The sequence below is a fragment of the Streptomyces sp. NPDC088923 genome (genome assembly GCF_044749745.1).
GTDB lineage: Bacteria > Actinomycetota > Actinomycetes > Streptomycetales > Streptomycetaceae > Streptomyces.
In genome coordinates this window covers 79,940-99,092 of the sequence record NZ_JBIVIO010000001.1, presented here as the reverse complement: position 1 = coordinate 99,092, position 19,153 = coordinate 79,940, and the positions used below count along the sequence as shown (strand labels likewise).

At 70.1% G+C, this 19,153-nt stretch carries 22 protein-coding genes; 4 read left to right on the top strand and 18 right to left on the bottom strand.

What is annotated here, in order from left to right; genetic code table 11:
• Positions 1-140 precede the first annotated feature (140 nt).
• A complete protein-coding gene (locus ACIP4O_RS00545) occupies positions 141-2,828 on the bottom strand; it encodes a transglycosylase domain-containing protein (RefSeq protein ID WP_401569774.1) in 2,688 nt (895 codons plus the stop codon).
• A gap of 370 nt (positions 2,829-3,198) precedes the next feature.
• On the opposite strand from ACIP4O_RS00545, the gene ACIP4O_RS00540 reads away from it, so the two are divergent.
• On the top strand, positions 3,199-3,864 hold the full coding sequence (locus tag ACIP4O_RS00540) for a PadR family transcriptional regulator (RefSeq protein WP_009067319.1): 666 nt from the start codon (positions 3,199-3,201) through the stop codon (positions 3,862-3,864).
• Between the two features lie 55 nt (positions 3,865-3,919).
• The gene (locus tag ACIP4O_RS00535) at positions 3,920-5,002 is read left to right on the top strand and encodes an inositol-3-phosphate synthase (RefSeq protein ID WP_401569771.1); all 1,083 of its coding nucleotides are present in this window, start codon (positions 3,920-3,922) and stop codon (positions 5,000-5,002) included.
• A 178-nt stretch (positions 5,003-5,180) separates the two neighbouring features.
• Here ACIP4O_RS00535 and ACIP4O_RS00530 read toward each other — a convergent pair whose 3' ends face one another.
• The gene (locus ACIP4O_RS00530) at positions 5,181-5,507 is read right to left on the bottom strand and encodes a hypothetical protein (protein ID WP_401569769.1); all 327 of its coding nucleotides are present in this window, start codon (positions 5,505-5,507) and stop codon (positions 5,181-5,183) included.
• A gap of 254 nt (positions 5,508-5,761) precedes the next feature.
• On the opposite strand from ACIP4O_RS00530, the gene ACIP4O_RS00525 reads away from it, so the two are divergent.
• Positions 5,762-5,893, top strand: coding sequence for a helix-turn-helix domain-containing protein (locus ACIP4O_RS00525; RefSeq protein ID WP_401573738.1), 132 nt, complete (start codon positions 5,762-5,764; stop codon positions 5,891-5,893).
• 257 nt (positions 5,894-6,150) lie between these two features.
• Here the strand turns inward: ACIP4O_RS00525 and ACIP4O_RS00520 are convergent, their stop codons facing one another.
• From ACIP4O_RS00520 to ACIP4O_RS00490, 7 genes are all read right to left on the bottom strand, one after another.
• Entirely contained in the window at positions 6,151-6,312 is a 162-nt protein-coding gene (locus tag ACIP4O_RS00520; RefSeq protein WP_401569766.1) for a hypothetical protein, read from the bottom strand.
• Positions 6,309-6,497 carry a hypothetical protein gene (locus ACIP4O_RS00515; RefSeq protein ID WP_401569764.1) on the bottom strand — a complete coding sequence of 63 codons (189 nt, stop codon included), beginning with the start codon at positions 6,495-6,497 and terminating at the stop codon, positions 6,309-6,311. Before ACIP4O_RS00515 ends, ACIP4O_RS00520 begins: the two co-directional genes overlap by 4 nt.
• On the bottom strand, positions 6,494-6,802 hold the full coding sequence (locus ACIP4O_RS00510) for a hypothetical protein (protein WP_401569761.1): 309 nt from the start codon (positions 6,800-6,802) through the stop codon (positions 6,494-6,496). Before ACIP4O_RS00510 ends, ACIP4O_RS00515 begins: the two co-directional genes overlap by 4 nt.
• Entirely contained in the window at positions 6,799-7,062 is a 264-nt protein-coding gene (locus ACIP4O_RS00505; protein WP_401569758.1) for a hypothetical protein, read from the bottom strand. Before ACIP4O_RS00505 ends, ACIP4O_RS00510 begins: the two co-directional genes overlap by 4 nt.
• Positions 7,063-7,137: 75 nt before the next feature.
• A complete protein-coding gene (locus ACIP4O_RS00500) occupies positions 7,138-8,367 on the bottom strand; it encodes a helix-turn-helix domain-containing protein (RefSeq protein WP_401569755.1) in 1,230 nt (409 codons plus the stop codon).
• Positions 8,368-8,574: 207 nt separating this feature from the next.
• Entirely contained in the window at positions 8,575-8,751 is a 177-nt protein-coding gene (locus tag ACIP4O_RS00495) for a hypothetical protein (RefSeq protein WP_401569753.1), read from the bottom strand.
• Between the two features lie 95 nt (positions 8,752-8,846).
• Positions 8,847-8,975: a hypothetical protein gene (locus tag ACIP4O_RS00490; RefSeq protein WP_401569750.1), complete on the bottom strand. Its 129-nt coding sequence runs from the start codon at positions 8,973-8,975 to the stop codon at positions 8,847-8,849.
• A 77-nt stretch (positions 8,976-9,052) separates the two neighbouring features.
• On the opposite strand from ACIP4O_RS00490, the gene ACIP4O_RS00485 reads away from it, so the two are divergent.
• Complete coding sequence (locus tag ACIP4O_RS00485) at positions 9,053-9,322, top strand: RNA polymerase subunit sigma-70 (RefSeq protein ID WP_401569748.1); 270 nt, start codon at positions 9,053-9,055, stop codon at positions 9,320-9,322.
• Between the two features lie 36 nt (positions 9,323-9,358).
• Here the strand turns inward: ACIP4O_RS00485 and ACIP4O_RS00480 are convergent, their stop codons facing one another.
• From ACIP4O_RS00480 to ACIP4O_RS00440, 9 genes are all read right to left on the bottom strand, one after another.
• Positions 9,359-9,700, bottom strand: coding sequence for a hypothetical protein (locus ACIP4O_RS00480; protein ID WP_401569745.1), 342 nt, complete (start codon positions 9,698-9,700; stop codon positions 9,359-9,361).
• The gene (locus tag ACIP4O_RS00475) at positions 9,693-10,175 is read right to left on the bottom strand and encodes a hypothetical protein (RefSeq protein WP_401569743.1); all 483 of its coding nucleotides are present in this window, start codon (positions 10,173-10,175) and stop codon (positions 9,693-9,695) included. The genes ACIP4O_RS00480 and ACIP4O_RS00475 overlap by 8 nt, the downstream gene beginning before the upstream one ends.
• Positions 10,175-10,438: a hypothetical protein gene (locus tag ACIP4O_RS00470; protein WP_401569741.1), complete on the bottom strand. Its 264-nt coding sequence runs from the start codon at positions 10,436-10,438 to the stop codon at positions 10,175-10,177. Before ACIP4O_RS00470 ends, ACIP4O_RS00475 begins: the two co-directional genes overlap by 1 nt.
• A 7-nt stretch (positions 10,439-10,445) precedes the next feature.
• Complete coding sequence (locus ACIP4O_RS00465) at positions 10,446-11,384, bottom strand: GH25 family lysozyme (RefSeq protein ID WP_401569738.1); 939 nt, start codon at positions 11,382-11,384, stop codon at positions 10,446-10,448.
• A gap of 68 nt (positions 11,385-11,452) precedes the next feature.
• Positions 11,453-13,180 carry a glycerophosphodiester phosphodiesterase gene (locus tag ACIP4O_RS00460; RefSeq protein ID WP_401569735.1) on the bottom strand — a complete coding sequence of 576 codons (1,728 nt, stop codon included), beginning with the start codon at positions 13,178-13,180 and terminating at the stop codon, positions 11,453-11,455.
• Between the two features lie 2 nt (positions 13,181-13,182).
• Positions 13,183-14,121, bottom strand: coding sequence for a hypothetical protein (locus ACIP4O_RS00455; protein ID WP_401569732.1), 939 nt, complete (start codon positions 14,119-14,121; stop codon positions 13,183-13,185).
• A 2-nt stretch (positions 14,122-14,123) separates the two neighbouring features.
• The gene (locus ACIP4O_RS00450) at positions 14,124-15,281 is read right to left on the bottom strand and encodes a siphovirus ReqiPepy6 Gp37-like family protein (RefSeq protein ID WP_401569730.1); all 1,158 of its coding nucleotides are present in this window, start codon (positions 15,279-15,281) and stop codon (positions 14,124-14,126) included.
• The gene (locus ACIP4O_RS00445; protein WP_401569728.1) at positions 15,278-16,231 is read right to left on the bottom strand and encodes a phage tail protein; all 954 of its coding nucleotides are present in this window, start codon (positions 16,229-16,231) and stop codon (positions 15,278-15,280) included. The genes ACIP4O_RS00450 and ACIP4O_RS00445 overlap by 4 nt, the downstream gene beginning before the upstream one ends.
• Positions 16,232-19,138: a hypothetical protein gene (locus ACIP4O_RS00440; protein WP_401569725.1), complete on the bottom strand. Its 2,907-nt coding sequence runs from the start codon at positions 19,136-19,138 to the stop codon at positions 16,232-16,234.
• Positions 19,139-19,153: the final 15 nt, after the last annotated feature.

Genomic DNA, 19,153 nt, shown 5'->3' with positions numbered 1-19,153 from the left:
ACCGGACGTCGGTACCGCGGCCCTCGTATGCCCGACTCGGGCGTACCGCCCATGTTTCACGTGAAACATCCGGGTCGCCCATGTTTCACGTGGAACATCCGCCGCTCCGATGTTCCACGTGGAACATCGGAGCGGCATGGTCACGGCTTGAACCAGCCGTTGTCTTCGCCATCCCCAGGGTCCTCTTCACCGGGGAGCGAGGGTGAGGGCGGCCCGGAGGTCTGCCCCGGCCCCTGGTTGTCACCACCCTGGTCGTCACCACCGCCGGGACCTTCGTCGTCACCGCCGTGCTGGCAGTTGAAGTCGAAGGGGGCGCAGGTGTTCTTCGACTCCGTGACCGAGGGGCTCGGCGGGGCCTCGGACGAGGGCGACTCCGAGGGCGATACCGAGGGCGACGGGGAATGGGTCGGCGACGGCTTCACGCTCGGCGAGGGCGGGGCGTCGACCGTCTCGATGACCTCGCCGATCTTCTCGGGCTTCGGGAAGGTCTCGTTCGGCGCGTCCTTGAGCGCCTCCTGCATGTAGTCCTTCCAGATCTGGGCCGGGAAGGAAGCACCGTGAATCGAGGTCTGGTTACCCGTCCCGTACATCTCCTCGAACTTGCGCTCCTTGTTCTTCGCGTTGTCGTCGAAGCGGAACATCGCGATCGCGGTGGAGACCTGCGGGGTGTAGCCGACGAACCAGGCGGATTTGTTGCCGTCGGTCGTACCGGTCTTGCCGGCGACGTCTCGGCCGGGAATTTTGGCCGAGGTACCAGTGCCCTTTTCGACGACGTTCTTGAGCACGTCGGTGACGTTGTCGGCCACCGGCTTGGGGAAGGCGGACTTGCTCTTCTTCTTGTGCTGGAAGAGCGTGCCCTTCTCGCTCTCCACCTTGGTCACCGAGTACGGGTCGTTCTGCTGCCCCTCGTTCGCGAAGGTCGCATAGGCACCCGCCATGCGGATCGCGCTGGGCGAAGACGTACCGAGCGAGAAGGAGGGGTAGTTGTTGCTGGCGAAGATATTGGGACCGTCCTGGATACCGGCCTTGATCGCGGCGTCCTTGACCTTGTCCAGGCCGACATCCATACCGAGTTGCACAAAGGCGGAGTTGATGGAGTGCTGCATCGCCTCACGAAGGGTGATGCGGTTGTTGTCGTCCGCGTTGGGAGACTCTCCACCGTCATTCGTCTGGAGCCACTGGTCACCGTTCTTGTCGGTCCAGACGGCGCCGTCGTACTTCTTGATCTTCAGCTTGTTCTTGGCGCTGTAGATACTCATCTGCGATACCGGCCGACGCGTCGAGTCGTCCTGATCCGGCCCCAGCTTCGGGTCGCGCACCCCGTGTTCCATCGCGGCGGCGAGCACGAAGGGCTTGAAGGTCGAACCGACCTGTGCGCCGGTGACGTCGGCGTTGTTCATCCAGTGCTTGAGGGCGTCCGTACCGCCGTAGATCGCTTCGATCGCCCCGGTGTTCGCGTTGACCGAAGCGCCGCCGAACTGCACGTGCGTATCCGTCTTCGGCCGCTTCTTCGGGTCGATGTTGGCGTCGTAGACCTTGCTGACGGACTTCTCCAGCTCCTTGACACGGTCCTTCTTGAAGGTCGTGTAGATCCGGTAGCCGCCCTGATTCAGCTTGTTCTGGGTGATCCCGGTGTCCTCGCTGTGACTCGCCACCCAGGAATTGGCGAGTTCCACGAGGTAACCGACCTGGCCGCCGAGCGCGCTGTTCTCCCGCGGGGGCTTCGTCTTCGGCAGATCGGTGTACTTCGCCCGCTCCGTCTGGCTGAGGTGGCCGTCCTTGACCTCCTCGTCCAGAATCCAGCTCCAGCGCTTCCTGGCGCGGACCGTGTTGGCTTCCTTCGTCGTCTCCGTCGGATGGTCGGAGGCGACACCGGCCGGGTCGTAGTACGTGGCGCCCTTGAGCACGGCTGCCAGAAGCGCCGATTCGCTCGGGGTGAGATCGACCGCGTCCTTGTCGAAGTACGCGCGCGAGGCGGCCTGGATTCCGTAGGCGCCGCGGCCGTAGTAGGCGGTGTTCAGGTAGCCCGCCATGATCTCGTCTTTGCTCTTGGTCGTGCCCACCTTGATCGAGATGAACAGTTCCTTGAACTTGCGGCTCAGGGTCTGTTCCTGATCGTCCAGCACCGCGTTCTTGACGTACTGCTGGGTGATGGTCGAACCACCCTGCGTCTGACCGCCCTTGGCCATGTTGAAGAGAGCGCGGCCGATGCCCATGGGGTCGACGCCGCTGTCCGTCTCGAAGGACTTGTTCTCCGCAGAGATGACCGCGTACTGCATCGACTTGTCGATCTGGTCGAGGGGGACGATCTGCCGGTTGCGCTGGCTCTCCCCACCCGTGGCGACCATCTGGCTGCCGTCGGACCAGTAGTAGACATTGTTCTGCGCCTTGGCGCTCAACGCCTCGTCGGGCACCTCGACCATCGCGTAGGCGATGCCGGCGATGCCCATGAGCCCGCCTATGAAGGCGACGAAGAGGCCGGTGACGAGTTTCCACGAGGGGAGCCAGCGCCCGACGCCGTCCTTGCCCGCACGGGGGTAGTCGATGAACCGCTTCTTCGCCGGGGGGCCGCCCCGCCTGCCTCCGCCCGGGCCGCCCGCCGGGGCCGCCCGCCTGCGCCCGCCGTTGCCGCGCTGGGCCGCGCGCCGGGCCTCGGCCCGTCCACCTCCGTGGGACGGCGGCTCCACACCGGCTGAGCCGTGCGCGGAGGAAGAAGGGGCGGAACCACCGGGCGTCGCCCGGCGTCCCGTATTCCCGGAACGGGCGCGTCGGGCCGCGGCCCGTCCGCCGCCTTCCGGCTGCGGCGGTTTGCGACGGTGCTCGCTCATCGAACGACTACTCCTCGGGCAGGCGCAGGCTTACGCGCCTGGAAACGGCGACTGAAGCGGTTCCCCCGTCGTGGCGCGGAGCCCTCAACGGGTTCGCGCGCACTACGTCTGGGACGACGACGTTCCCGGGCGACTCATGGTTCCCGGTGGACTGCATGGCGCCCAGACTACGCACCGGCTCGGCTCACAGACTCCGAAGTTCACCCCAAAACAGGCAACTTGCTCCCATCCTCACAGCGATGTGACGCCGGTCACGAAGCCCCCACTTGTCGTCACGAGGACACCGCTCTATCGTGCTGATGTATCGACTCGATACATCAGCACGAGATAAAGACGCGCTACAGCGGTCCCGGAGAAGGAGGAGGAGAGGATGAGCCGACGTGCGGGCATCCTTGAATTCGCCGTCCTCGGTCTGCTGCGCGAATCCCCCATGCACGGGTACGAGCTGCGGAAGCGCCTCAACACCTCGCTGGGGGTGTTCCGGGCCTTCAGCTACGGAACGCTTTATCCCTGCCTCAAGACGCTGGTGGCACGGGGCTGGCTCGCCGAGGAGTCGGCTGCCGCCCCGGGCGAACCCGCCACCCTCTCCGGGCGGCGCGCGAAGATCGTCTACCGGCTGACCGCGGACGGCAAGGAGCACTTCGAGGAGTTGCTCTCCCAGACCGGCCCGGACGCCTACGAGGACGAACACTTCGCCGCACGCTTCGCCTTCTTCGGCCAGACCTCCCGGGATGTGCGCATGCGCGTCCTGGAAGGCCGTCGCAGCCGGCTGGAGGAGCGCCTGGAGAAGATGCGGGCCTCACTCTCCCGCACCCGGGAGCGTCTTGACGACTACACCCTCGAACTTCAGCGCCATGGGATGGAATCCGTGGAGCGCGAGGTGCGCTGGCTCAACGAGCTGATCGAGAGCGAGCGCGTGGGCCGCGACCTGCGGACCTCCCGGCCGGGGGACGCGGAGCGGCAGAAGGGAGCGCCGGGCGATCTGCCCCGGCCCGGGAGCGACTCCCGGCCGGATTCGCCCGGCACACCCACCTGAGACCGCAGCACCGCGGCTCTCATAGGACTCAGAGATCACACAGGGAGCAACCGGAATGAGTTCGGTTCGCGTAGCCATTGTCGGCGTGGGCAACTGCGCCGCCTCGCTGGTGCAGGGCGTCGAGTACTACAAGGACGCCGACCCCAAGGGCAAGGTCCCGGGTCTCATGCACGTGCAGTTCGGCGAGTACCACGTCAAGGACATCGAGTTCGTCGCCGCCTTCGACGTGGACGCCAAGAAGGTCGGTCTCGACCTCGCGGACGCCATCGGCGCCAGCGAGAACAACACCATCAAGATCTGCGACGTGCCCAGCACCGGCGTCTCCGTGCAGCGCGGCCACACCCTCGACGGTCTCGGCAAGTACTACCGCGAGACGATCGAGGAGTCCGGCGAGCAGCCGGTCGACGTCGTCCAGGTGCTCAAGGACCGTCAGGTCGACGTCCTCGTCTGCTACCTGCCGGTGGGCTCCGAGAGCGCGGCGAAGTTCTACGCCCAGTGCGCCATCGACGCCAAGGTCGCCTTCGTCAACGCCCTCCCCGTCTTCATCGCGGGCACCAAGGAGTGGGCCGACAAGTTCACCGAGGCCGGTGTCCCGATCGTCGGCGACGACATCAAGTCGCAGGTCGGCGCCACCATCACGCACCGCGTGATGGCGAAGCTCTTCGAGGACCGCGGTGTCGTCCTCGACCGCACGATGCAGCTCAACGTCGGCGGCAACATGGACTTCAAGAACATGCTGGAGCGCGAGCGCCTGGAGTCCAAGAAGATCTCCAAGACGCAGGCCGTCACCTCGCAGATCCCCGACCGGGACCTCGGCGCCAAGAACGTGCACATCGGTCCGTCCGACTACGTGCAGTGGCTCGACGACCGCAAGTGGGCCTACGTGCGCCTTGAGGGCCGCGCCTTCGGCGACGTCCCGCTGAACCTGGAGTACAAGCTGGAGGTCTGGGACTCCCCGAACTCCGCCGGCGTCATCATCGACGCGCTCCGCGCGGCGAAGATCGCCAAGGACCGCGGCATCGGCGGCCCGATCCTCTCCGCGAGCAGCTACTTCATGAAGAGCCCGCCGGTCCAGTACTTCGACGACCAGGCCCGCGAGAACGTCGAGAAGTTCATCCGCGGCGAGGTCGAGCGCTGAGCCATTAGGGCTCTGAGCTGCGAGTTTCCCTAGCTCGCTTGCTCGTCCGGCAGCACGAAAGGCGGGGCCCGCAGCGTTCATGCTGCGGGCCCCGCCTTTGGTCTGCGTGGGTATTCGGAGCGCTGAGGGGGTCCTTTTCTCTTGATCATCCCCCAGATTTCCCCCAGTTCCCCCGCGGCTATTCCCCCGGTCTGCCGATGCCGCCGGGGTAGAAGCGGCGCCCGCGGGCCTCGGCGCGGGCCTGCCGCGCCTCCTCTTCGGCGAGGATGCAGGACCCGCACATGGCGAGGGGGACGGCTCCCTCGGGGCCGGGAACAGGGGGGAGGTCGGCGACGGCTCGACGGTCGTCGCCGCAGCGGAAGCACCGCCCCCCGCGGCGCCAGGCATACGCGGCGAGGATCACGTCAGGGGGCAAGCGCCAGCTCAGCCGTACGGACTCGTCGCTGATGGTGCCCGGGAGCCAGTCGGGGCGCCGCTGGGGAGGGCGGTCTCGCGGCGTGCTCACGTGCTGGTCCCTGTCGGTAGTGCGTATCCCCCTCGATCACCGTACCCGCCCCCTCGAACGTTCGTTCGGGTACGGAACCGTACAGTCCGGAATGTAGGCTCAAGGCTACAGACATTCGAGGGCGGCGCGGAGAACGTGGCCCGGTGCCAGCACCGCCCCCGCCCAACCCGGACCTTGTACGCCAGCGTCAAGCGGTGGGGGAAGCCCTACGCGCCGCCCGGCGCGCGCGCCGCATGACGCAGGAGACCGTGGCTATGGAGGCCGGCGTCGACCGCGCCTCTCTCGTCCGTATCGAACAAGGGCAGCAAGACCCGCACCTTTCCACCCTGCTCCGCATCGCTGCCGTCCTCGACGGCGTACGCCTCGTGGTCCTGGACGACACGTAGAAGCCCCCGGCCGGATCGTCGCCTCCGGCCGGGGGCTCTCTCCCCGCCCTCGACGGGGGGCGTGGGGCGGGGAACTCAGTGGTCCTGGCGCGCCGCCGTTAGCTCGCGGCGGAGTCGAACGTGGCGGTGGCGGTCGCGCGGGCACTCCGTGTGGATGGTGGCGGAAGGGCGGGCCCCGGAGATCGCGTCGCGCTGTACCTCCTCGACCGGCTCGCCGCGGCGTATCACCCTGCCGCAGCGCTCGCACGCGTTGGTTCTCATTGTTCTTCCCGGGGTGCGAGGTTGAGGGTGGGCCGCCACGCGCGGTACAGGGCGGCGGCCTCGGGGCAGCCGTCGGCGCCAGCCCGGCACTGTGGGCACGTCTCCGTGTGGCGCGTGAGCGCGGCGAACGCGGTCCGCTCCGCCTCGGACGTGCTCATCGCGCCTTCTCCGCGTAGGGCGTGAGCTGGTACGACTCGCGGCAGCGGGGGCAGGCGTAGAGGTGTCCGCCCGCGCCGGACCCGGACGCCTGCTCGACAACCTGGATGAGGATGGGGTCGCTGGCGAGGCCGCGGTGCCACGCGCACCAGCCGATCGAGCGCGCGGGGTCGCCGGGCGTGGTCACCGGCCCCCCTGGAGGTAGTAGCAGTCGGGGCAGGTGCGGGGGAACCAGGCGACCTCGGCCCCGTCACTGGGACGCCAGCGGCGGGGGCCGAGGTCGATGTCGGTGACGCCGGGCCGCAGCGGCGTCGCGCACCAGACGCAGGCGGCGCCGCGCTGCTGCTCGGGGGTGAGGGTGCCGGGGTGCGGGAGCGGGGCGTCAGGGAGGCCACTGGTACCGGCAGCGGCGTCAGCGAGGTTGGCCCGCCGGGCGTGGTCGTGGGGAGTTCGTGCGGGCGCGCGTGGGGGGCGCGCCGAGGGGGTGGTCATGTGTCGCTCCGCTCATCCGGAGGTGTCGGTGACGACTCGGCGAGCAGGTGCCCGAGCTGGGCGTGAAGGGCGGCGGCGTCCTCGTGGGTGAGGACGAGGCGTGCGGTGCCGAGGTCGCGGCCGTCGAGGGTGACGGCGAGCGGGAGCGCGAAGCGTCCGGCGGCGGTGGGCGCGGGGAGTCCGGCGCGCGTGATGCGCACGCCTTGGTGCGGGTTGGCCGTCACGGCACCCCTTCGACGCGCTCGCTGAGTCATCGTCATGTGACGCACCGTAGGACGCACGCAGTGAGGCGACCCGGAAAGAAATTCCGGGTCGCCTCAGGTTCCGGGCTACGACTACGCGAGCACGCCCACGTGCTGGGCGATGCTGTGCAGCTCAGCCTGCATGTGCGGGCGCGGGCGGCGCAGTAGAGCCTGGAGCGCTTCCCTCACGAGGGGGAAGTAGCGGATCTCCTCCGGGCTGACGGTGCGGATCTCGCGGAGCATGTGCAGGGTGCCGTACTGGTCGCCCGCGAGGCGGTTCGCATGCATGACCTCGACCAAGTAGCGGGTGGTGCGTTCCAGTGGCAGCACGCCGTCCGCCGGGATCGCCACGTCGTCCGCGAGGCGCAGCGCCTCGGTGACGTCGCCTTCCTCGGCGGCCAGGTGGACTCCGTGCATTCGGACGTTGGTGGGTCCGAACGAGGTGTGCAGCAGATTCCCGTCGCGGCCGAGGCGCTCGGCGACTCCGTCCGCCTCGCGGAGCAGGTCCCACGCGGCCGGCGCCTTGCTGTCGCGGACGGCGGCGATGACGGCCGCGAGGTGCAGGGCCCCGTAGGCGGACAGGTGCTCGGGGGTGGCGTCGGGGCCTGGGCGGCAGTGGGCGATCGTGGCACGCGCGAGGTCGAGACTGTCGGCGACCTCGCCGGAGCTGGTGAGGATGCCGCAGACGTTCCACGCGGCGGCGGCGATCAGCGCCGGATCGCCGGTCTCGTCGGCCAAGTGCATGGCCCGGTCGGCCGCGCGCAGGGAGAGCTTGCGCTCTCCGACGCGCCGGAGGAACACCTGATGCAAGTGCAGCAGGCTCACGAGCGCGCGAGTCGCGGTGAGGTCGTCGGCGCCGCTCGTCTGCCGCAGCGTCGAGTACGCCTCGGCGAGCAGGCCGGGAAGCATCTGCCCGACCGGCTCGTAGCGGCGGGTCTGCGTCTCGTACACCTCCCACGTCTCCGCGACGCGCTCGGCGAGCTGCTCGGCGCTGAGCGCGTCGCCGGGCAGGCCGAGGCCGAGCAGGCTCGGCGGGGTGTTGAGGGCGCGGCGGATCGCGGGCACCGCCGGGTGCTCGGTCCCCGCCGACGTGGCGAGGTCGAGGGAAGGGCCAACGAGGTCGGCGACGTTGTCGAGACCCAGCTCGCGGGCAAGCGCGGTGAGCATGGTCAGGGAGTCGATCGAGATGACGCCCCTCTCCACCTTGCTGAGCCAGTCCTCGGAGCGGCCTACGAGTCCGGCGACGGCGGACTGAGTTTTGCCGGTGCGGGAGCGGTAGTACCTGATCCGCTCCCCGGTGGTCATGCTGACGGGATTGATCATGGCGGTCCCCTTGATGGGTGAGAGCACTCCCCTTCAGGGTACGGCTGACGGGGCGCCACAAGCGGGGCATACTGGAGAGCGCCCCCGCCGGGAGCACTCATCGGCCCTCGTCGTCTCATCGCGACGGGGGCCGCTTAACGTCCCGAACATGACGAAGCCGCCCCCCTCCCCGTGCGTGGCGGGGAGGGGGGCGGCCGGCCGCGGGGCTCAGCCGCTACGCCGGCGCTCGGCGACGATGAGCGCGATGGTGATGGCGGCGAGCAGCGCCCAGGCGGTCCAGAGGCCGGCGAGCCACGGGGCGCTGGCGCCGCTGATCGTGACCGCGGCGACGGCGACCAGGCTCGCGGTGGTGCTGATCGCGAGGGCCTTCAGTGGGGTCGTCATCCTCCCCTCCTCTCGTGTCGTTGTGCTGGCGGTGTCTGGCGTGGGACTGTGGGGGCGGGCCCCGGAGTTGCTATGACCATCTCCGGGGCCCTCTGTCACTCCTTGCGGTGGCGGCCCTTCTTGCGCTTGCGCTTCGGCTTGCGCTTCCGGTCCTTCACCATGATGAGCGCCGAGATGGCGTTCACGGTGAGCCCTGCAAGGGCGATGACCTCCCCACTGTTCATTTGTTCACCCCCTTCCTGCTGAGGTACTTACAGCTTAGGGGTACCCCTAATAGGCTGTCAAGGGGTACCCTTAAATCATGTCTGCGCCCCCCGACGCCACCGCCGCGATCCGCGAGATCATCGCCCAGCTCGCCGCCATCCCCGACCCCGTAGATCGTGCCCGCGCCGTCAGCGCCGTCCTCGACGCGGTCCCCGCCCTGCAACGCGAACTACGTACCGTGCGCCAAGAGGCCGTCAACGTGATCCGCGAGACCCGCACCCTCGCCGAGACCGCCGACCTCCTCGACATCTCCCAGCCGCGCGTCTCGCAGATCACCAAGGGCATCAGCCGCGCCACAAAGCACTGAGCCCCGCCCACCTGCTGGAGCAGGGGGCGGGGCGGGTCAGCCGCGGATCAGGTCGGCGTCGTCGGGGTCGGGCTCGGGGACCGGCGCCCCCGTGCTGCGGAGCGCGGCCTGGAGGCGAAGCACGTACCGGCGCAGCGCGCCGATGGTGCGGTCCTGAACGGCAGCATGCTCGCGCTGCGCGACCTGCGCGGCCTCCAGGTCGCGGATGCGCTGCTGCTGCTCGGTGACGACAGCGGCGATCCCCGCGAGCGTCGTGAGGTCCTGTTCGCGATCGCCGCCCTCGTCGCGGTCGCGCGGCTTCGAGATCCAGGCAACGACGACGGACGCGATACCGCCGACGACGACGGAGAGCGCGCCGAGTGCGGTTCCCTCACCCATGCGGGTCCTCCTCTCTTACGGGGGGAGGCGGAGCGGTTGTGCGCCGCAGGGTGGCCACCTCCCGCCGGAGCATGACGAGTCGGCGTGTGGCGACGGCGACGACGGCGGTGAGCCCGGGCGAGACGAGCCAGGTGAGGCCGGAGCCGAGGCCCTGGGGGAATTCGCCGAGGGCGCGGGCCCCGGTGTAGGCGGCGGCCCAGATGACGGGCATGGCGACGGCGGCGAGCCACCCCCACCAGTCCCGCCGGGAGGGGAGCGCGGCGGCGGCGCAGGAGAGCACGCCGGAGGCGATCCACACCCACGCCCACACGGGCATGGGGGCGAGGTGGGTGAGGGCGGCGGCGCCGCGCGTCGTCCCGTACCGGGGGTCGGACAGGAGGCTCAGCCCCCAGTTGATCCACCCGGTGCCGCAGATGAGGAGCGCGGCGCCCCGGTACCCGAGGCGGCGGCCGGCCTGCCGCAGCAGGCCGGGCATCACACGTCCTTGGCGAGGCTCGCCGAGTTGGTCACGGAGCGCACGCGGGCGGCGAGGCCCTTCACGAGGGACGCGGCGGCGGCGACTCCGGCGGTGGCGGCGGCCTGCCACATGCCAATGTCGAACGGGCTCGTCAGCACGAGGGCACCCACGAACGTTTGCAGGAACGTCGCGACGACCCTTTCGCTCAGGTCGCGGGCGTAGGCGGCGCCGGTCTTCACGACGGTCTGCGCGTCGGGGAGGTGGATCGGGGGCGTGGTCATGGGTTCCTCACTTCACGATCTTGAGCGTCTGGCCGACGCGGATCAGGTTGACGTTCTTGATGCCGTTGGCCTTGGCGAGCTTGGCCACGGTGGTGCCGTGCGCGGCGGCGATCCCGGAGAGGGTGTCCCCGGCGCGCACCTTGTACGTGCTCGGCTTCGCGGCCGGGGAGCCGGTGAGCTTGAGGACCTGGCCGACGCCGATCCGGTCGACGTCCTTGATGCCGTTGAGGGCAGCGAGCTTGGACACCGTCGTGCCGTACTTCGCTGCGATCCCCGAGAGCGTGTCTCCCGCGCGCACCCGGTACGTGGTCGCCTTCGCCGCGGGCTTCGGCTTCGGGGCCGGCGCGGGCTTCGGCTCGGCCTCGTGCTCCTGGCCGTCGCCGCCGTCCCCCTTCCGGGCCCACGCGCGCAGCTCGGCGCGCGTCGCGAAGTTGGCGACGTTCGTGTCGACGGGCGACGAGGTGTACTGGTGGATCACCCACGGCGCCTTGATGCTCGGCGTGCCCGGGCGGCCGTTGTACTCGGCGATCCAGAGGCCGTCCGCCGCGAACGAGGTGGTGTCCCTGTTGAGCCAGAAGTCGCGGTTGCAGTACAGGAGCACGCGGTGGTTCGAGCCGCGAAGCTTCTGCACCGCTCGGAGGAAAGCGTCCTTCTCCGCGCAGGTCGGACTCCCGGCCGTGCTCGACTCCCAGTCGCAGACGAGCAGGTCGTACTCGACGGACGCCGCCTGCTTCACGAAGTATTCGGCCTGCGCCTGGACGTTGCCCGGGAGGAGGAAGTGGTAGAAGCCGACGATCAGGCCGGCGCTCCTCGCGGTGGCGGCCTGCCCGTTCATGCGCGGATTGGTGTAGGACGTGCCCTCGCTGGCCTTGATGATGGCGAAGTCGATGTCCTTCGTGGACGGGGAGGCGGGCTGGTAGCTCGCCCAGTCCTGGCCGGTGATCATGCGGTCTCCAGACATGGCGAAGCCCCGCGCGGGGGCGGGGCGTTGTGGATCTGCTTGTGGATCTGGCGTCAGCTGACGACGGGATTGGACCAGCGGGGCACCGTGGCCAGCGAGGTGACGCTGCCGTTGGAGAGGTGCCAGAACGGCCCGCGGTACGTGCTGTCCGTCGCGGTGACGGTGTAGGTGGTGCCCAAGTCGACGCGGCGGGCGATGATCTGCGTCGGGGAGACCTGCACCTCGATGCGCACGGGCGTCCCGGCGACGGGCGGGGGCGTGCTCACGCTGCCGAGGGCGGTGCCGGAGGTGACGTGCGCGTCGTGCCGGTAGATCTGGACATCCCCGGAGGCGCGGACGAGGACGTGATATCCGCCGCTCGCGTTGTTCGGGCTGGAGAACTGGAAGAAATCGTCTGAGGCTTTGCCGACGACGATGTCCGAGTGGAGTGTGGCGGCGGGCAGGGTGTCCCAGCGCATCGACACGGCGACGGTGTGCGTGTCCGGCGAGGCGGCGCGCATGCCGCCCATGCAGATGCTGTAGCCGCTGAGCTGGTCGAGGCGGAACGCCCCGTCGCTGTCCAGCTTTGGCGCCCATGCGGCGCTGTAGTGCTGCGGGGTGAGCATCCCCGGGGGCATGACGCGCGCGCCGAGCGCCGCCGAGTACGACGCGATGCGCGGCTTGTTGAGGTACACCCAGCGGGCCTCCATGAGGCCGCGCACGCCCAGGCCGAGGAGCCGGTCCCGGTCGGTGAAGGAGTGGACTTCCCAGCTCATGACGGGCTTGCCGCGGCCGACGACGGCGGTGATCCGCTCGTCCGTCATGCCGGTCGGCACGCCCCAGATGTCGACATTCGCGTCCACCGCGTCCATCTGCGTATCGGTGGTCCCGGCGTCCACGTAGGCCCACACGCGGTATCCGCGCGCGCGGACCCCGGCGAAGCTGCCGTCCTGGAAATACCCCTTGTAGATGATCGAGTGGGAGCCGCCGGGGAAGCGGGCGTCGAGGAGGTCGAGGATCGGCTGCACGGCCGCCGAGTTCTTCGGCTCCAGGAAGATGATGCAGCGCCCGTACAGGCGGTCGAGGACGTCGCGCAGGGCAGGGATGCGCTGATCCGCCCACCCCGCGCCAAGGAGCGTCTGGGGCTTCGCGCGGACCTGCTCGCGCAGCGCGCTATACGTCCAGGCCGAGACCGGGCCCGTGTGGTCGGTGGTGCGGTCAAGCGTCGTGTCGTGGATGCAGACGGGGATGCCGTCGCTCGTCACGTTGACGCTGACCTCGATGGCGCGCGCGCCGGCCGCCAGCGCGCTCTCGTAGCTCGCCATCGTGTGCTCGGGGAACTCCTGCCCACTGCCCCGGTGCGCGGCGACGAACGGCGTGCCCGCAAGGAACGCGTCGACCGAGGGATACGCGGTCTGGTCGGCGAGCGCCCAGGTGCTCGTGCCGTGCGGGTTGACGGCGGCCGTGTGCGTGGCGAGCGCCGCCTGTGTGTCCGCGATGCTCGTACCGAGGTCGGTGGCGATCGTGCGCCGGCGCGGGCCCGCGCCGCCGTTCGCGTCCAAATACAGCGCAGCGATACCGTCCGGGCCGTAGAACTCGGGCACGGCCCCCTGCGCGTCGGTCGTGAGTTTGCCCTCGGCGATGGGGGTAGCAGCATCGGTCTGGAGGAGGTCGAAGTGCTGCGTGCCCCCGAAAGCGTCGCTCCAGGCGGTGACGGTCGCGCCCGCCTGGAGAGTCGCGGCGTTGTCGTCGCCGGGGCTGATGACGTAGTCGGCAATGCTGCCGAACAGGTAGCGGGCCATGGTTAGCCGATCGTCCAGGAGATGGTGCTGGGCATGACGTAGTCCCCGTTGCTGAGGATGGCGTGCTGGGTGAGCCACACCTGCCCGGGGCGCTCCCCGATCCGCGAGTAGACCGTGACGCGGGCGGGGTAAACACCGCTGGTGTAGGCGAGCCCGTAGATGTTGCGGGTGGGGTGGCGGTAGGCGTCGGGGATCAGCACAGGCAGGCGGATGTCCGTGGTGCCCGCCACCGTGCCCGCCTGCCGGATGAAGGACCCGAGGCGCAGGGTGACGACGCCGTTGCGGTACTCCAGCCAGCTATCCACGCTGAATCCCCAGCCGGTGACAACCGAGTTGACGATCATCTCGGCGGGCGGCGCGTACACCGTCGACCAGCCGGAGCCGCTCCAGCAGACGATTTTGCCGGTGTCGGTCTGGAATTCCAGGTCGCCCCGCTTGGGCTTCGTGTTGGGCCGGGCCGCAGACGAGGGGCGGATCGCGACGCCCGCGTACAGCTCGTTGCGAGTGACGGTCACGTTCGTCGCACCGTTGGGGACGTTGACCTGCGCCAGGGTGATCTCGTAGACGCCCGACCCGGGCGCGTCCTGCACGAGGGTGGGCAGGCCGCTGCCCGGCGTGCCCTGGCGGATCGCGGCGCGCACCGTCCACGCGCTGCGGTCGAGCCTCAGGACCACCCAATCCTGCCGCGCCTTGCCGCTTGTGTTCGCGGCGACGGGCAGCGTGAACGCGCTCGGGCCCGACGTCCACGAGTAGCCGCGCACGCTCGCGGTGACGTTCGCGCGGATGCTCACGGCGAGCCCAGCCGCCGCCGACACCACAGCGGTCTGCGTGGGATCGCCCGCCACACCGTCCGCGATGCCCGGGGCGCTGAGGATCTCGTATTCGCTGTCGGTGATAACCCGGTCGTTGTGTGCCGGGGACGGCCAGGAGTCGTCTGCCACGGCTACCTCCTTGTTTCCAGGCGCCCGAGGCGCCGTGTCAGGGAGCGGAGCAGACGCACGGTCTGCGGGTCGGTCGAGGCTTCCGGGCTGCCGACGACGGCCGTGACGTACTCGCCGGAGGCGGGCGTGGCCTGGAGGTGGATGGAGCGCACGAGGTCGGTGACCTCCAGGCCGTGCGGCAGCACAACGGTGACGCGGTCGCCGAGGTCGTAGTCGACGCCCGCGCGGAGTTGGGGGGTGTCGGTGGTGACGGTGGCCAGCTCGACGGGCGCGGCCTGCTCGGCGAGGAGCGCGTTGCCGTCTGCGGTGAGGGCGCCGTCCGCGTCGGTCTCGGCGCTGCCGTCGACGTACTGCTCTACGCGCCACCACGTGCCAGCGGCGCTCGTGTCGGCACGCTGCACGAAGGTGCGGGTGGTGACGCCTTCGCTCTCGGTTCCGGCGACGAGCGCGTGCGTCGCGGTCGGCGCGCTGATCTTCGCCTGGAGGCTGCGCAAGTTGCCCAGCCCGATGCTGAAGCGCGCGACCCTGGTGAGGTCGCGCGGGGCGTACACGGAGAAGACGAGCCCGCCGCCGCTCTGGTCGATGCGGAAACCGAGCCCGCCGCCGCCGAGGGCCGCGCGGCGACACACCTCCAGCAGCGGCTCGAACCGCGTGCGCGTCGCGGTCGACGTGCCGACCCCGGCGGCTGGCGCGAGGACGAGGCCGGGAACGGCACGGCCGCTCCATGCGCCAGGCCCCGCATTGAGGTTGACCAGGTTACGGATCGTGGTCTCGGCGTTCCCTGTCGCCTCCCACCACGCACTGCCTGGCTGGGAGGTCCACCCGGAGCCGGGGGCCGGCCAGGTAATGCGCCCGGCCAGGGTGGCGAGGTCGTCGCTCCAGTTGACGGTGACGGTGCCGGTTCCGGCGTTCTCGGAGAGGTCCCACGCGTAGTCGGTGGGGATCTCCATGGGCCCGGCCATCCATATGCCGCCGTCGCGAAGCATGACGATGCGGTTGCCGGGCTGGAGCTGCGCCATCGTCTCCGGCCGAGCCGGGAGCGTGAGCGAGCCCGAGCCCGGCTCGTTGAAGCGGCGGGTGACGTCCACGCTGGTCCACCCGTCGAGCGGCGCACCCTGGACCCGTAGCGCCCGGTCCGTGACGAGGAACTGGAGGCTCATGCGGTTTCGTACCTCGGGAAGAAAGTCACGCTGACGGACGAGCCGGGGCCGGCGCCGTCGAGCTGGAATGTGACCGGGGTTTCGCCGGGCGGCAACGCCCAGAGGATCGCGCCGGGCCAGTTCAGGGCGCCGGGCCAGTCGTTGCCGCCGGGCCCGCTCACGCCGGGCGGGTCCGTGCTCACCGTCACCGTGTCCCCGGCGAGGAGGTCACCGTGGGCGGTCTGGCTCGGGTCGAGCTGGAAGCTCTCGCCGCTCGCCGAGTTGGTGAAGGTGATCCCGGTGGCGGGGCCGGTGATGGTCCAGGTCGGCCACACCTCGATGTCGCCCGGATTGGAGAGGACGGTGGCGCCGAGGACCTGCCCGGACGAGACGGACGGATACGGGGCGAGGAAGTCGACGCCCGTGCCGGACTCGCGGCGCTCCGTGAGCGGCTCGCTGCCGAGCCAGTACGGGTCTTCGCACCACAGGGTGAGGACGGCCGAGTCCCAGGTGATGCCGGTGGCAACCTGCCCACGCCCGTCGTAGCCCTCCTGGTAGTACACCTCGGTCGCCCGGCGTGTCCCGTCCGGGCGCGCCACCTCCAGGACGCCGGGCCCCTCGCGCAGCGTCCGCGTGAAGGCCCGCGCGAGCGCCCGCCAGTTCGCCGTGAACGCGGTGTGGTCCGTGCCCTTGACGAGGAGGGGCCAGACGATCGTGCGGGGCTGCGCCTGGACGTGGCGAAGTCGGGCGCCGCCGCGCGGGTGAGGGTCGGTGGTGAGCGTGTACGGGGCGGCGCCGAGCCCGCTCACACCCTCGGCGAGCGCGTACCAGTCGGCGGCCACGTCCGTCATCGGCCACCGCGTGCCCGTGGGGTCGATGTAGGTGATGGAGGCGTACCCGACGTCGGGCACCTCGACGGGCGGTACTGACGGGTCACCGGGACCCGTCAGTACCGTCGTGATCAGCGGCATCTATCTCGGCCTCCCCACGCGCTGCCGTGCTTCTTCCTGCCGCTGGATCAGCCGCAGGTCCTCGGCGGAGATGACCGAGGCGCGCGGGTAGATCGCGTAGGTGACGTGCGGCTGCTCGGCGCGCGCGGGCGCGGCGACCGGAGCGGCGGCGGCCCGGCCGGGCGCCGCCTGCTTCCCCCCGGTGGGGAGGCGCCCGGAGTTGACCGCGTCCATGAACGCCACGCCGTACTTCGCGACGCTCGCAGCCTTGATCATGTACTCGCCGGTAGAGCCCCACATGAGGATCGAGTCCGACGTCGAGGTGCCGGGCCCGCGCAGCAGTCCGCCCCCGGGGAATCCGGGGATCGGGCCGCCGTTCGCGCGGTGGATGAGTCCGCCGTCCCGCCGCCCGCCGAGCCCCGTCGCCCAGGGGCCCGGAGCATTCGGCATGGTGAACGTCGCACGGATCTGCACGTTGCGGTCCTTCACCCGCATCAGCGACGCGACCGCGTTGTTGACGGCGCCGTTGACCTGGTTGACCGCGCGGATCGCCACAGCCCGCCGCTGCTTGAGCGAGTTGACCTTGGCCTGCGCCGCAGCGATCTTCCGGTCCAAGTCCGCCTTGTCGGCGCCCACAGCCGTCTTCCGCCGCTGCTTGAGCGAATCGACCTTGGCCTGCGCCGCCTTCACCTTCGCGTCCAGGTCCTCCTTGTTGCCCCGCAGGTACGCGGTCTTGTCGGGGGTTTTAAGGATCTGGTCGGCGAGCCTCTTGGCCTCCGCCCGGGTCAGGCCCATCTGCTCGGCGGAGCGGATGAACGCCTGCCGGCCCCGGTCGTAGGTCGCGGCGACCTCTGACCAGGAAGCGCCGGACTCGCGCGCGCTCGTCGTGGCCTCGTCGGTCTTGGCCGCGAGGTCGTTGAGGGCCTGCGCGGCGGTCCTCGACTTCTCGGTGTCCAGGACGAGCTTGCCGCCGCGCATGTCGAGCGTGTTCGCGTTCTCCTTCGCGGCCTTGCTCGCCGCATCCAGCGCGGCCTCGAACCCGATCTGCCCGCCCAGCGCCGACCTGTTCGCGTCATTCAGGGCGACGATGCTCTGCCTCAGTCCGTCCGCGCTCTGCTTCTGCGCGTCAAGCTGCGCCTGCACCTTCTGCGCCTGCTCACCGAACAGGCCCATGCTGTCGGCGGCGAGCTTCTGTTCCAGGGCTTGCGCCTCCAGGGCGCCCTTGTACCCGTCCAGCTCGCCGCGCAGGTCCTTCGATGACAGGCCCTGCTTCTCCATGGCGGCAGCGATCCGGTCGAACGCGGCCGAGGCAAGTTCCGGGTGGCCCTGCGACACGAGATTCGAGAGGGACTTGTCGACCGCGTCCAGGTCCGCCTTGGCGTTCTTGACGGGGGTGGAGTCCATCCCGATCAGCTTCGTTGCCCACTGCTGGATGCCCTCGGCGTTGGACGGCCGGGCCAGGGTGCGAAGGGAGTCCGCGAGCCCGGACAGGTCCCGCCCGTAGGCGCGCACGGCCTCGCCGGACAGCTTCCCGGTGTCGCCGAGGCGGCCGAGCGACGTGGTCAGCTTGTCCACGTCCGGCGGGGTGTCGCGGCTCGCCTGCGAAATGCTGCCGAGCGCGATGATGAGCAGGCCGAGGCCCGTGCCCGCCACGGCGAGCTTCGCGCTCTTGGACAGTCCTCCGATCGCGGCAGACATCCCTCGGAGGGCGCCGGGCGCGGCGATGCTCGCGGCCTGCATACGGGTCACCTGCGTGGCGATCCCCGCAAGAGCGGACTGGATGACGGCACCGCCAGCGGCGGCGAGCTTGACTGCCTTGATGGCGACGGCGAGTTGCAGCAGCGTGGACAGCACCTCGGGCGGCACGGCCGCGGCGATGCCGGACAGCGCGCTGACGAGCTGGAGCATGCCCACGCCCGTCTCGCTGCCCGCCTGAATGACGTTGAGGACGACGGTCCCGAGGTTCTCCAGGATGTGCAGCACGTCAGGGGCGGCGTCCCGGCAGTACGCGAAGAAGGAGGTGATGCCCCCGCCGACCTTGCTGTCCCCGGCCGTCGCGATGAACTTGAGGGTGCCATCGACCGCGCGGCTCAGGGTCCGGTCGCTGTACTCCGTGAAGCGGGCCATGAGCCGATCGAAGCCCGGGGTGTTCACTGCGCCGCCGACGAGAGTTATCAGCCGATCGAACTGTGTCGACGCGCCCTTGACCAGACCACTCGTCTTCGGCAGCAAACTGTTGGTGATGGTGATGCCCTTATTGACCGGGCCCATCACGTCGCCCGCGAGGCTGTCGGACCAGTCCTGAAAGTTGTCCTTGAGCAGGCCGACCGCGACCGCGGCGCGCTGCGTCTCCGGCGGCAGCTTCGCCATCAGCCGCTGATACTCGGCCTGCGCCTTGAGCGCCTCCTGCGAGGTGCGCCCGGACTGCTCGACCGCGTCCTCGTACTTCTGCTGAGCCTCGGCCGCTTTCCCGAGCGCACCGATCTGCGGACCGAGCGCGAGCGCGAAAGCGCCGGCCGCGACAGCTCCGGCGCCGAGCTGCGCGCCCACCGCCACGACCGCCGCGCCCATCCCGCCAAGAGCGGGGATCGCCGCCGGGGCCAGGTGGAGAATCCCGCCGCGCAGCTCCTCGCCGAACTTCCGCGCGCGTTCCCCGGTCTCGGCGAACGGGGACCCTGCCTCGCGGACCCCGTCGCGCAAGCGCCGGGTGGCGTCATCGGCGGAGATGAGGTTGCCCTCAAGATCGCGCAGGCGCCCGGAGGCGGTCTGCGTGAAGCCGCCGAACGCGCGGGCGGCATCTGCCGCCGAGCGGTTCATGCGCTCGCGCATCCGCTCGGCGGAATCACCCGCCCGGTCCAGGGTTCGCGACAGGGCGTCGCGGCCCGAGAGGACGAAGTCGAGCCGGGTCGTGCTTCCGCCGAGCGCCATGCGTTACCCCCCGTT